The sequence below is a fragment of the Paenibacillus sp. PAMC21692 genome, assembly GCF_014303795.1.
Classification (GTDB): Bacteria; Bacillota; Bacilli; order Paenibacillales; family Paenibacillaceae; genus Pristimantibacillus; species Pristimantibacillus agaridevorans.
In genome coordinates, this window is sequence record NZ_CP060293.1 from 8,406,908 (window position 1) to 8,420,927 (window position 14,020).

General features: G+C 50.5%; 8 protein-coding genes. All 8 read right to left on the reverse strand.

Features of this window, described 5'->3' with window-relative positions; translation table 11 throughout:
• Positions 1-31: 31 nt before the first annotated feature.
• On the reverse strand, positions 32-1,264 hold the full coding sequence (locus H7F31_RS33275; RefSeq protein ID WP_187102358.1) for an aminopeptidase: 1,233 nt from the start codon (positions 1,262-1,264) through the stop codon (positions 32-34).
• 29 nt (positions 1,265-1,293) lie between these two features.
• On the reverse strand, positions 1,294-2,691 hold the full coding sequence (locus H7F31_RS33280; protein WP_187102359.1) for a hypothetical protein: 1,398 nt from the start codon (positions 2,689-2,691) through the stop codon (positions 1,294-1,296).
• 177 nt (positions 2,692-2,868) lie between these two features.
• On the reverse strand, positions 2,869-2,991 hold the full coding sequence (locus tag H7F31_RS34440) for a hypothetical protein (protein ID WP_261800233.1): 123 nt from the start codon (positions 2,989-2,991) through the stop codon (positions 2,869-2,871).
• Between the two features lie 744 nt (positions 2,992-3,735).
• Positions 3,736-4,962 (reverse strand): RtcB family protein, encoded by a 1,227-nt coding sequence (locus H7F31_RS33285; RefSeq protein WP_187102360.1) that lies wholly within the window; start codon positions 4,960-4,962, stop codon positions 3,736-3,738.
• Between the two features lie 222 nt (positions 4,963-5,184).
• Positions 5,185-10,668, reverse strand: coding sequence for a DUF4838 domain-containing protein (locus tag H7F31_RS33290; RefSeq protein ID WP_187102361.1), 5,484 nt, complete (start codon positions 10,666-10,668; stop codon positions 5,185-5,187).
• A gap of 39 nt (positions 10,669-10,707) precedes the next feature.
• Positions 10,708-11,523: a carbohydrate ABC transporter permease gene (locus tag H7F31_RS33295; protein WP_258234883.1), complete on the reverse strand. Its 816-nt coding sequence runs from the start codon at positions 11,521-11,523 to the stop codon at positions 10,708-10,710.
• Positions 11,524-11,577: 54 nt separating this feature from the next.
• Positions 11,578-12,519 (reverse strand): carbohydrate ABC transporter permease, encoded by a 942-nt coding sequence (locus H7F31_RS33300; RefSeq protein ID WP_108992072.1) that lies wholly within the window; start codon positions 12,517-12,519, stop codon positions 11,578-11,580.
• Positions 12,520-12,539: 20 nt separating this feature from the next.
• Positions 12,540-14,015, reverse strand: a complete 1,476-nt coding sequence (locus tag H7F31_RS33305) for an ABC transporter substrate-binding protein (RefSeq protein WP_187102362.1) — start codon at positions 14,013-14,015, stop codon at positions 12,540-12,542.
• Between the last annotated feature and the right edge of the window lie 5 nt (positions 14,016-14,020).

A 14,020-nucleotide genomic window follows, 5' to 3' on the forward strand; every position in this document is an offset into this window, starting at 1 on the left:
ACCTTCGAATTCTCCAGCCTGAGGCGCCAGGCTATTGCGCCCAATTCCCCTTGCGGAATACCGGCTCGATCGTGCCGTCCGGCAGCTCCCCGTCGATGTCGAGCTCCGCGCAGCCGATCATGAAGTCCACATGCGTCAGGCTGACGTTCGCCCCGCGGGCGACCAGCTCTTCGCCCGACAGCTTCGTGCCGCCTTCGAGATTGACGGGATAGGCGCTGCCAAGCGCGAAGTGGCAGGAGGCGTTCTCGTCGATGCCGGTATTGTAGAATACGCGGTTCAGGTTCGAAATCGGCGAGTCATGCGGCACCAGAGCCAGCTCTCCCAGATAGGACGCTCCCTCGTCCGTCTCCAGCAGCGTCGTCAGATGCTCTCGGCCCGACTTGGCGTCATATTCCACGACTCTGCCTTCCTTGAACGTCAACGCGATGCCCTCGACCAGTCTGCCGTTCAAATTCAGCGGCAGCGTGCTGCGAATCGTTCCGTTGACGCCTAGCCGATGGGGCATCGTATACACTTCCTCCGTCGGCATGTTCGCGACGAAATAAACGCCCTTCTCGTTTTCTCCTCCGCCGCCGCGCCATATATGGCCTTCCGGCAGCGCCACCTGCAGATCGGTGCCTGGAGCGCGGTAATGGAGAGCTATGTATTTTTTCCCGTTCAGCAGATTCTGACGCTTCTTCAACTCCCCGATATGCTCACGCCAAGCTGCTACCGGGTCGGCGGCGTTGACGCGGACCATGTGGAAGATCGCCTCCCACATCGCCCCTATGCGCTCCTCCCCGGGCAAGTCCGCGTACACTTTGTCCGCCCATGCGCGGGTAGGCGCCTTGATCAGCGACCAACTGATCCGGCTGTTGCGCGTATAGGCCGAATACGCCTTGCGCGCGACTGCCGCGGCCTTGGTCGCCGCTGCCACCTTGGCGGAATCGATGCCGCGGAGCAGCTCCGGATCGGGCACCTTGATATGCAGGATGGCGCCGCCTTCCTCCGCGAACCGCTCCATACGGTCAGCCTCCCACCCCGGATAATAGTCAAACGAATCCTGCGGCGCCTTCTCGTACCGGATGCGAGTAATGTCCTCGTCGTCCCATTCCACGATGACGTATTTGGCTCCGGCCTCATACGCCTTCGCCACGATTAGCCTTGTCAGCTCCGCCGTCTCGATAGGCGCATGGACAATCAGCACCTGTCCAGGTTGTATGTTGACGCCGACCTTGACGACAAGCTCCGCGTATTTGTTCAGCTTGATTTCAAAATCATTCATTCCTTGTTCTCCTTCCATTCTCGCAAAGCCTAATTCAGTTTTATTTTGTTCAATTCATCGAGGAACGCAGCCCTCTTCTTGTAAGCCTCGCGAAGCGATTGGATCAGTCCTTCCGCATGCTCGCGTCCTCCCGCCTTAATCAGATGCCGAATGATATCGCACACCTTGCGGTACTCCTTACGGTTCGCGCTAACTTTGGCTTCGTGCGTGATCTGTTTTACAAAGAGCATGTGCAGCTCCTCCGGGTGGCTGTCCACCAAATGCACATAATAGTGCGTCAATAAATGGGGGTTCTTTTCTACATATCGCAGCAGCCTGTCGTTGCGCTTCTCCTCTATAATCAACTTTTTGTACAACGAGCCTGCTTCCCAATCGCTTCGGGCAGCCTCTTCGATTTCGTCCAGCAGCGCCTCGTAGTTCGCTTCCCACTCCAAAACGTCCGTCGCTTCCTTGAGCTTGAGGAAAAATTCATATTCGCCTTCGAGCGTATATTTTTTGGCCAAAGCCTTCAGCGCTTCCCGATCGCCGGTCGCTTCGTAGATGATGGCCCGTTTCTTTTCCCAGTGGCTGACCAGGCCCCAGTGCCTTCGCTCCCTGTCCCCAAGCTCTCCCTGTGCGATTAAGGATAATGCATCGCCGTACCGTTCCTCGAGAATGGCCTTCTCGATCGCGATGTCCCGGAACGCTTGGATTTCCAGACGTTCTTCCATGTATCGGTTGGCCTGCTCTGGCCCGTCGAATCTTGCGAGAACCTCGTAACGAAGCTGCGACGCCTCCTCCTTGAAGAAGCTGCTTCGATATTCCTTCGTTTGCTCCTCGGCCTCGAACGCGTCCAGCTGGCTCCACCATTGATCCTTCTCCTTCGGACTGTCCATCCACAAGGAAGCGGTGCGCATGAGGGACAACCGCCATTCGTTCCAGCCATCCCAATTCGAATGTTTCGCTTCTTTTAATGTCATCGCAAACAGGGAGGATCGTATCTTCGTATCGACGCCTCCCCCTTGCTCCGCGGAGGTCAGCAAGTGCCTTAACCCCTCCTTGATCATTTCTCCCACATCGCCGCCGGAGTCGTCGCTTTTTTGCAGCAGATCGCACATTTCATGCAGCACGCACAGAACGATCTCCGCCGCGGCAAGATGCTGCTCTTTTGCCGTCCCCGCATCGGCAGCTTCCATGACTTTCCGCGCACCAGTTAACGCCCTGTACACATTGCGATAGAATACGAAACCCCGATCCGAAAACTGCTTGATTGAAGCCTTGATAATCGCTTTGTATTGCTTCAACGACTCTTTGCTGCCCGTCTCGATGAAGCGAAGCGACAAATCCTTGTTCACCTCATCGTATTGCTCCGCCAGCCCTGCCAGCAGCTGAACAAGCTCTTCCTTCGCAAGCGAAGCGAGCTGCTCTTCCAACCCTTTTTTTGTCATACGAATGCACCCTCTCTCGCACCTCAAGCTCTTGTTACTATCTTATCCATTCATCGGGCGGTAGAGCAACCCGTTCCCTCGCCAACTGAGAAAACCTTTGTCGAGGCCTTTCAGATTTGAGCGACCTCCAGCTTTGCAAAGCAAAGCTGCTTCGAAGCATGAGGTAGGTAGGCAGCGTCATGAATGTTTATCGCCAAATAGATTTTCGGTTTTCGAATGCTTTAGATCGATGAAGCCGACTTTAATCTTGAAAAACAGCCAGTCGGCGAGCTTTAGATGGATGCCATCAGTATCTTCCATACTTTTACCATGCCTCCTGACGGTCTTTTTTGTGCTAGAGCCAGAAAGAAGCAACGGCGTACCCTCCTGTCTGTTCGTTCTCTCGAATAAAAGGAAAAACTCCCTCAAATACCCTCGTCTCCGCCCTTGCCTTGCTCTTTAGAGGGAAATCTGGACTCTAATTCTGGCCGAATCACTGTTTTCTGGTCGAACCGCCCCGATTAAAGGGAGGTTTTCCCTCTATTTTCCGATGCGATATACGGTGGGCCTTTGGGGAGATGAGCGGCCTTCAGATTTGCAATGCAAAGCCCTATGGCGGAAAAACGTGAACAAAATGAGCTTGTTTACCAAACTAATCAGGTGTGCGGAACTGAGCGACGTTATTTTCGCCAAATCAACGGTTTCGAGTACCCTTACGGAACTGAGCGTCTTATTCCAACCCAATCGCGCTCCATCCCCCTTATTATCAACCAATAAAGTCTCTGAGTTCCGCTAGCCCTGGCTTTACCCCGCCATTCGCCGAAATAAGGGCTCTGTGTTCCGTTGTCGCTATCGCGCACGTACGGCACGCCGTAGCGACAGCGACTGAACTCGCGCCCCGCTTCGAAAATTTTAAATTCTATAATTACAAGGTGAAACGGCTGTCTCCGTCCTTTGGCGGCGCAGCGCGTTTCATTCCGAGAATTATAGGTCAAGTTTGGAGAAAACTTACACATTCCTATAATTAGAAAAACACCTGCGCCCGGCCAGCGCAAGTGTCTTCTACTAATCCTTATACGGGTCAAATTCGTCCGCTCCCGCCATGCACACGCCAATGGGCTTCAATACATGCAGAACCTCGATGGTCTCCGCGTGCGCGTCAAGAACATCCTGAAGCTTGCGGTACACAAAAGGACTTTCGTCCGTACCGGCTCCCCGAAGCTCGACGTCATATGCGTCGACTGCTTCCTTCATCGCTTCGGCAGAGATTTGTCCGCCTGCGCGCGTCCTCGTCTTCCAATTCATTTTGCCCGCGGCCTGCGTCCGACTCATGATTCGCCCCGCTCCATGTACGGTGCTATAGAAGGAATCCCGATTCTCGTCCGTTGCCTTGCCCCTCACGATGACCGAGATGTCCCCCATGCTGCCCCCGATAAAACCAAGCTGTCCCGGCGCCGACGGCGTCGCGCCTTTGCGGACGACGACGGCTTCCTTGCCGTCATGCCGCTCCCGCCATGCGAAGTTATGATGGTTATGCACCTCGAAGTCGGCCTGCGCACTCAAAATGGAAAGCACCTGCCCGATCACGTAATCCCGACCGGCATACGCGTATCTTCCCGCCAGCTTCATCGCGCGCTCGTACATATCGCCAAGCTCGCTGTCCAGATCCAGCAGAACGGGAGGCTGATCCATGCTCTCTCCGGGCGCTTTCCCCAGAAATTCGCGTCCGGCCGCCAGATTCAGGAACCCGCTGGCCGTCTTGTGGCCAAATCCCCTGCTTCCAAAATGGTTCGCGATCCACAGCCGTCCCGTCGCCTTCTCCTCGAATAAATCGACGTAATGATTGCCGCTGCCTACCGTGCCGAGCTGACTGTGGGCGAGCGCCTTCAATTTGTCATGCTCCTGCTTCCCGATTGCGTTATACACGTTCCAGTCCGGATCGTCGAACAGCGGATGGTCCACCTTCTCGTTGTTCACGCGCCCTACGCCGAAGGACACCTTGCAGGCGATGGCGTCCATGATGGCGGGCAAGGACGACTTGACGTCCGCTGCCATCAGGTTCGTGCGCACCGCCTTGTTGCCGCAGGCAATGTCGTAACCTACGCCGGACGGAGAGATCTGCCCGTCGTACGCGACCACGCCTCCGATCGGCTGGCTGTACCCTTTATGATGATCGGCCATCAGCAACGCCTGTACGACGTTGCCGTGTTCGGCACATGTTTTTGCCTGCGACATCGCGCCCGGATCCGGCGTTCCCCATACACGGACGCCGTCTATAATTTGATAAGCCATATAAATGATTCGCTCCTTTAACCTTTCATGTTCGCCGCACCTTATGTATGCCGCACTCGTTCCATTGTCGCTGATTTCGCCGCCTTCGAACAGGGTGAAAGTATGGCTAGTGAAAGTTTTAGCCGGCTATGGGGATGCCTACGCTTCGGGCGGATCGGTTGCTGAAGCTATACGGCAAATAGCAAAGCTCTTACCCCGGCAAGCCAAGGCAAGAGCTCTGATCTACGATTCGTTTACCTTAATCAATTGCACATCGTCCATATAGACGACCTCTTCACTAGCAAATCCAAGTAACTCTAGACCGATTTCCAAGTTTTTAACCGGTGTGCCAGCAAATGATGGTGGGATATCCCCTTCCCACTTGAGCTGCACCCATGTCCCCGCACTTGAAGACGCCTGAACAACTTCACTGGCAAAAATGCCGTAGTAATACCCGTTTCCGTCAGGAATGAGCTCTTTATTGGCATCTTTGCTGTACAAGTAGAGCTTAACCGTTCCATTCGTCTGTATCTGCTGCGGAACTAGAATATAGGCTGTAAGCTGATAACGCCCGGTCTCTGGCAAGGCGACGGTCATATTCGGCCAGGCCAGATGCATGCCTGATGCCTTTAAGCTATAGCTCCCCGTGTGGGCCTGTTCACTACTGCGCTGCATGACTGCACCAGGCGCTTGAGGCTCTGCCGTATAAACCCAAGGTAAGGCAAGCTCGCCTATATTGTACCCCTGTTCAAATGAACCATTTTTGTTAAGGGGAGCTCCTGGAGCACCAGTGACAGTAACAGCCTGACTGTCGACAGGAGCTTGATTTTTGTAATCGATCCGATACGCGAAGCTTTGCGCACTTTGAGTTGCAGCGATTTGCGGTACAGTTAAAACCGCGGTACGGGTTGCAGCATTCCATGCTACTTGTGCTGGGTGGGCATCCACGGTTGCCACTCCATCCACAAGCAAGCGGACCGTAAAATCAGCTGCAGTCGGCGTTACCGCAGGCGCATGATTGAATGTCGCATGCACACTCCCATTCGTAGCGCTCAGACTTGAGATGGTGCTCTCTCCTTCGGGAATGCTAAGCTCATGCAGCTCAAAATTGTCCACATAAACCCAACCCGCTCCCAAATCGTTGTAAACGACAATCGTTGCATGTGTATATTCGTTGGGCACACTGGTCGGAAGGACATACTGCTCATATTCGGTCGATGTTACCGTCACAAGATCACTGACCGTGCCAACGCCCGGAACTCCCCCATAATTGATGCCAATCAAGTTTTTCTTCCCGGACGAACCGGCAATTTTTCCGTAAAATTTCAGGACATACGTTTTTCCAGCTGGCAAAATAATCCCCTGCTCCCGGCTGCTTACGTTTACGCGAAGCGCCTTGTCACCGGAGTGTGCATCATCGGTTATTTCATCAATTGTGCTGTAGGTGATATCCCAATCCTTGAACCCCTCTTCAAACCCTGGATTTCGGATGAGATTAGGACCTGTCAGATTGCCTTTGGCAAGGATCAGCATGAGCCTTGCTTTATCCCGAATATCTGCAAGATCGGCATGCGCTGCAAGATCCTCAAGCAGCAATTGTGCTGAGCCGTCTCCATCACCACCCTTTATCCAAGCGACAATGGCATCCTGTTCCTTACTCGTAATACCCGACCATAAGCGTCCAAACCCGCCAAAGGTGCTGCCATGAGCTATCGGTCCCCAGGAATGCTGTTTTACTGGATCGTTGGAAAATTGCTTGATCAATTCCACCCGTTTATTGGCGAGCATCATTTTCTGTACAACGGAATGGATGAGTGCCAGCGCTTCCGTCTCATTGGATGGCACCTCTACATCCTCGTTGCGCGGATAGCTTATTGCGGCTGCTTCATTGTATTCGAACATATGCAGGATGTCATTCGCCCGCTTCTTTTGCGCCGGGGTCTGCGCTTTATCGACTACAGCTTCAAGTAACCGCCTGCTTTCGGCTATATCATCCAGGTCCACAGCCATCATATACGTATCATCAAATAGCGGCAGGTAATTCGTTCTTGGCTGTGCATGTTTCCATTTGCTGTACCAGGCGCTCTGGAATATATCCTGTTCCCAGAATCTCTCCCAGATTTCGTAATAACTTGCTAACTCCGGCGCAGCTGCGGCACCAACCGCTCGTTCATACCATTCTTCGAGCAGATCGTCCACATCCTGATAAGGATCCCACTGCAGCTTGCCTGCAAGCCATGCCTTCGGTCCTTCTGCAAAGTTAACGACAGCCTCGCTATAAAATGCTTTCACTTCGCTTTCCGCTGCGAACTGGTAGACATCAGACATGTTATGGAAAAATGTACGCGGAACCATATACATACCGCCGTACAGGTATTCATAGAAAGCGATTGTCGCTCCGGTAGCTGCCCAATCCTCTGTTAACTGCTGGCCCTTGCTGCGCATATCCGGGTCATTCCAAGAGGAACGTTCATCCGTGATATAAACAATTATGCGCGGGTCGAGCTGCAAGTTCGTTGGCGGATCATACACATTAAAGTAAGCAAGCAACCCGATTTGTTTATCTGGATAATCAGTAAATACGCCAGCCGCAACTTGATTCACCCAATTGAAATAAATATTCGACATATCAACTTCACCGAGCGAGTTCAGTTTATTCGGATAAGCGGGATGAGAAGGATTAGCCTCACAAAAATTAGCCGTATCGTTAATACTCAACCCATAGGAAGCGGATTCCGGATGTGCAGCGAAATATGCCTTAATATTTTTAATTGCCTCGTCTACGATTCCCGGCGCCGTGAAGCATGGCTGCCATCCGAAGGTAGGATTATGAGGGTCATCCAGATGTGCGCCGGCAGGATAAAACTCCGGATGTGTGTCCTTGTATTTGGATGGCGGGAATAGCTTAGTCATATCGTGACCGATTTCCGGCCTTCCTCCTAACCGAATATTTCGCGTCCACGCTTCTCTAACTGGAGTATTGGTAAGGTACCCGTCAAAGGTACGGGAAGGAAATACCGGCTCCTCTATCACCTGATCACCATGCTTCACGAACAAATTCGTAAGCTGTGGAACATCCTCCCAATCATCACCGGGCATGAGCCAGCGAACGCCTACATAACGCTCCAAAAATTCGTTGACGCCAAATTCGGTGCCGAGTGCTGTTGGTCCGGCTATTGCAATGCGATTGTTGTCCTGATGGATAACAAACCCTTCTTGCTCCAGCCCGCCCAGCAGCTCAGTCCGTTTCTGCTCCGACATCCCTTCGTAGCCAATGTAAATATCCGTTTGTTTATTGACTGTTACCGTGCTCGCATCCATAGTATTAGTAGCTACAGTGTTAGCAGCAGCAGCAGGCACAGGTGAGCTGTCCTGGGCAGAGTTCTCTACTGTCTCCAGATCTTTAAGTACAAATTGGATGTCATCCAAATAGGCAGCTTCTCCAGCTGTAAAGCCTTTGATTTCCACGCCAATTTGTAGAGCTTTAACTGGCTTCCCATCATATTGCTGTGCTATGCTTCCTTCCGCCTGAAGCTTCATCCACTGACCATCACTTTCAACAACAGGGGTAGACAGACCTTTAATAATCCCATAATAATAGCCATTCCCATCAGGAATTAACTGTCCCTGCGCATCAAGTGCATACACATATAGCTGGACCTCTCCTGCGGTCTGTGACCCTTGCGGTGCAAGCATATACGCCGAATATTCGAATTCACCTTGCCGTGGCAATGCAATTTCCTGATTCAGCCATGCCAAATCGACGCCGCTAGTCTTCAGACTATGGCTTCCGCTTTTCGCTTGCTCGTCACTACGCTCCATGGACATCGCTGAAGTACGATTGTTGTACCAATATCTCCAAGGTTTCGCATCCTGTTCTCCGGCATAACCGATATCAAAGGATGGATTCAAATTGATTGGTTGGTGAGCATCTGCCTCCACAACGACCACACCGCTTTCCAAAACGGCATGATCCTGGTAGGCAACCCGGTAGGAAATATGCTGCTGAACGCTCGCCGCAGCTATTGCTGGTACGGTTAAGATTGCTGATTTCGTCATTGCATCCCATAGCAGGGCGGCAGGAGCTGCAGAAGCCGCTGGCTCGTCGTTCACCACCGGCGTAACCACGAAATCTGTTACTTGCGGTATTGACGCAGGCTCCACAAAAAACGTCATGCGAACAAGGCCATTCTCTGCCGTAACTCTATCTGTTGTTGAATCATCTACCAAAAGAGGTAGCTCCGCACCTGTCGATTTCTTTACGTAATCGACCAGCTTGTGGGCGGCTGCCTTAGTCTGTGCATCTGCACCTGCAGCGACAATGATTCGTGCAGCCGGATTACCATTCTCTACGATTGGGAGATCATCCGGCTCCGGATCTTGCGGCTGTGGCGTACTCGGGGTCCCCGTTCCACCAGAGATTAGACCTGAAGCCGTATGCTCGTAAGACTCCGTCACCAGCTTGGAGGCGATTGTTGCAGATATACCTTTGGCAAAGCGCGCACTTTGAGGTCTCATACTTACAACTACATCGTTAGCATTAAATTGCGCCTGCTCGATCTTCCCTTCTCCAACGACGTTTGCACTTGCATCAAATAGCATCGTCTGAATAACAGTGCCAACCCCCAACTCAATACTTGCACCTGCTGACAAATTTCTTACTTGCTTAAATACGCCGTTCAAACGAATTGGATGCGCTTTCACTTTATCCAGTATGCTAATATCCACATTCTCAAAACCGCCGGCTGCTTCGGAAAGAGCTGCTTCTTCCAAAATTGCTCCCGATTGCACAATGGTTTGCACAACTTTCGTCGTTCCGGATACAAGAATACGAACTTTAGAATTCCATTTATTAACATACAGGCTTCCTACCAATAACGAATCCTTGATGCGAATGCTATTGTCGCCGTCTCCACCGCCCCATACGTACGTGTTCCCCTTAACCGTTACATTATCGAGATCAAGCCCTCCTTCTTTGGCGCCTTGCGTAATAAACAAATCCCCCTCTATAATAAGATCATGCAATTGAACATTTGCCGCAGTTACAAGCAGATTTCCTGAAACGCTCCCGGTCAAGGTCCTACTCTCCCGAACCATATCACCAGAAACATTATTAAGCAGCTGAACAACCTCAGCACGTGTAATATTGCCTTTCGGCACGAATTTCAGATCGTTTCTTCCTTTAATAAAGCCCCCGGCATGCAGAGACGATATGGCATCAACAGCGTAGGACGCAATTTGGCTGTCATCCTTGAAGCCGCCCCCTCCTGTTCCCGTTCTATCAACCTGGAACGCTCTGGCCACCATGACAGCTGCGTCTTCACGCGTAATATTGCGGTCAGGCTCGAATCTGCCATCTCCTATTCCCTGGATAATCCCCGCGGTATACGCCTTCCCTACAGAATTGGCAAACCATGCATCTGAAGGAACATCCCGGAATGGATGCGCTTCCTTCTCCTGAAATACAAACAACCGATCCAGCAAGGCAACAAATTCAGCTCTCGTTGTCGGCCTATCGCGCCTAAATGTTCCATCAGCGTACCCGCTCAACAGTTTTAAATCGATCCACTTGTTCATTGCAGGCGCTGACCAATGTCCTGAAAGATCAGAGCCCCGGCTTTCGCCGGAGGCTCCCGCATAAGCAACCGATCCAAACGGAACGGCTGCCGCCACGATCATGCAAATGGATAATGCCAATGACACTAGACTTTTTAATCCCTTACTCATTCAACTATCATTCCCTTCATTGAACTCAGTATGGTTTCTTTATCCTTTCATTGCCCCCATCGTTGCGCCAGCCATAATTCTTTTCTGAAATAAAATATAAAAAATGATAGATGGAATCATGACGATGATAATGCCGGCAAACATCGTTACCCAATCCGAGGTAAATTGCATTTTCATATTCGCGTGGTACATATTAACCCCAATTGTATGCTTGGCCGGATCACTCAAATAGATCAGCGGCCCCAGGAAGTTGTTGTACAACCCAAGAAACTTAAAGATGGCCACCGTTACGATGCCCGGTGTAGACAAGGGAACGATTATTTTCCAGAAAATCTGAAATAATGACGCCCCATCAATCGCACCGCTTTCCTCCAAATCCTTGGGGAAGGAGGCCATAAAACCGCCCAGCAGCATGAGGAAAAACACATTTTCACCAAAGCTGTCGAGTATGATCAGACCTGTAAGGCTATTCGTCAAATGCAGTGTTTTCATCAGGATATATTGCGGAATGAGTGCATTTATACCCGGCAAAAACAAGGACAGCATAATTAACGACCAGATGAAGGCTCTGCCCCGAAATTGCATTCTCGTAAGTGCATAAGCATTGAGCGCTGTCAAGAAGGTGCCCAGCACCAGGCTGACGCCAACATAATACAACGTATTTAACAACGATTTACCTACGTTGTAGCTCGTCCAGGCCTTCGTATAATTCCCCCATTGCAATTGACTGGGGAGCTCCCAAATATTCTGAAAAAATTCCGCATTCGTACGCAGCGACTGCAGTACAATCCACACGATCGGAAAAACAATCGAAGCTGCCCACAAAAAAAGCAATAGTCTCCAAACCCAATCCATAAACTTCCGCCGCTCTTTTATGGCCGATCCCTCCCTAATCCAGAGAATGGCGAGTTAAAACTCAACCTTCTCCTCTGGATAATATTTGTCGATGATGTACTTGGCGGCGACAAGAATGACAAACAAGAGCATGCCGATGGCAGATGCATAGCCATAATTGTGGTAGTCCTTACCAAAGGCCAGATTATACATGTACAAACCAATCACATCTGTCGAGCCCTCGGGTCCCCCATTTGTCATAACAAGCATGAGTTCAAATCCTTTGATCGTACCAAGCACGATAAATACGACACATACACGAATGACACTTCTTAGAAGCGGAATCGTAATTCGAAACAGCATGGTCATAGGACGGGCGCCTTCCAATTCGGCAGCTTCATACAACGACTTCGGAATCGCGCTAATCGCATTGATAAAAATGACGACATATAATCCGACCCCGCCCCATACCATAGGGACGACCAGTGCCCACAAAGCGGTACTCGAGCTGCCCAGCCAATAAAAACTGTTCATATCCAGACCGAATATGCCCAAAATGCCGTTCAACAGCCCAAAGCTTCCATCGTAAATAAACGCCCACAATAGCGCAATAACGACGGTAGACAACACATTTGTAAAAAAATACACGACCTTATATAACGAATTTTCCCGATACGTTTTGTTGTTGAGCAAATAAGCAAGCACCAGCGAAATTAACACGATTAATACTGGCACAACAACGATTAGCAGCAAATTATGATATAACGCGCGCCAAACGAATTTGTCTTGAAACATGTGGACAAAGTTATCAATGCCTACGAATTTAGCATCGGTCAACCCATCCCAATCAAGCAGCGAGTAATAGATGGACAACACATTCGGATATAACGTGAACAGCAAGTAGCCGAGAAGAGAAGGAGCAAGGGCAACGAACAGAAAAATGTATCGCTGCCTGCTTACCTTTTGTAATCCCCGATACCTTGCTTTCGTTCCCTGCCCATTCAAGCCCGCATTCAAACGATCTCCCCCTTAGACGTTTATTGCTGCTTGTCTTCTTTCTCAAGCGCTTTTTGAAGCAGCGCCTCCGCTTCCTCCAACACAGGAAGAGGATCTTTCTTGCCGGTCGCAACCGCCGTAATCATCTCGCTTACCAATTTCCCCGCTTGGCCGGCCTCAGGGCTGGTCGGATAGAAGTTGCGGCGCGTAGAGATATACTGTACATTGTGCCGTTCCGCATACTCCATGACTGCCGTCTGCACAGGCTGAAGCTTCGCAATGCGCGCGGCATCCTGGCCGAAGTCCAGGCGAATCGGATAGGTGCCTGACTCCGAAGCCAGCTTTTCCTGAATATCAAACGCATACAAGCTTACAAGAAATTCCTTCGCCCATTTCTTCGTCAGCTCAGGCTTCTCTTTCCAAATGGAAAATCCAACATCAGCAACACCGGAATTAACAAAGATCGTCTGCTGTGCATCATTCATTGCCGGGATTGCCATAAAGCCCCATTTAAAATCAGCTGGTGTATGCTCCTTCATCTCGTTGCCTACCCAGTCTCCCGTAGAAACAAGCGCGGCTTTTCCTTGCAATACTTGCATTTGCGACTGTGTATGATTCAGCGCGGCTACGCCTTCCGGGAAATAGCCCTTTTTGCCAAGTTCATAGATACGATTCCAAGCTTCTTTCATTTCTGCTGTAGTATATTGAGCACCATTGAAATTACGGAAATTATCAATATATTGATCGTAATTGCCATTCGCCTTGGCCAGATCGAATTGAACCATATTAAATGTATAATCGGTCAAATACCCTGCATAAACGCCTGGGAACGTAATTGGAATGATGCCGTCACCCTTGATCTGTTCCAGTAATTGTACGAATTCATCCCATGTGCCTGGGCTCTTGTTCCAGCCATATTTATCAAACAGGTTTTGATTAAAGAAGAAGCCGGCCGTATACATGCCCAGTGGCATTTTAGTTGTATAGCCGAAAGCTAGTGTAGCATCGTATGCATCATCGGAAATGACAGAGCGCAGCTTTTTACCGGCTTCTTCCGGCACATCACGATCCCACAAATCATCCTGAGGCTCGAATTTCCCTGCATTAGCCAAGCGGACATACTGGTCGCCAGACGAAAAGCTTGGGGTAAACAGGTCGAACATGTCTTTATCATCACCCGCGGAAATTTTAGTTTCCAAAATGGTTGATAACGTTGGAGACGCGGTAATGTCAAACGTTACATTGGGATATTTTTCTGAAAACGCTTTAACAGCAGTATCTACCCATTCACGTCCCGAACCGCTTTCCCACAAGCCCATCTTGAGGACGACCTTCTCATCCTGAGGCAGCCCATTCTCATACAGTTTAACTTCTTCTTTTTGCCCTTCCCCTTGTGATGGCGATGGCGGAGACGTGTTTTGCGGTTTATTCGTGGAATTCCCTACACAACCAGCCAGTAGCACTGCAGTAGCAATACACGACATCAGAACGAGATTGATCTTCTTCTTTACCCTCATCTTCT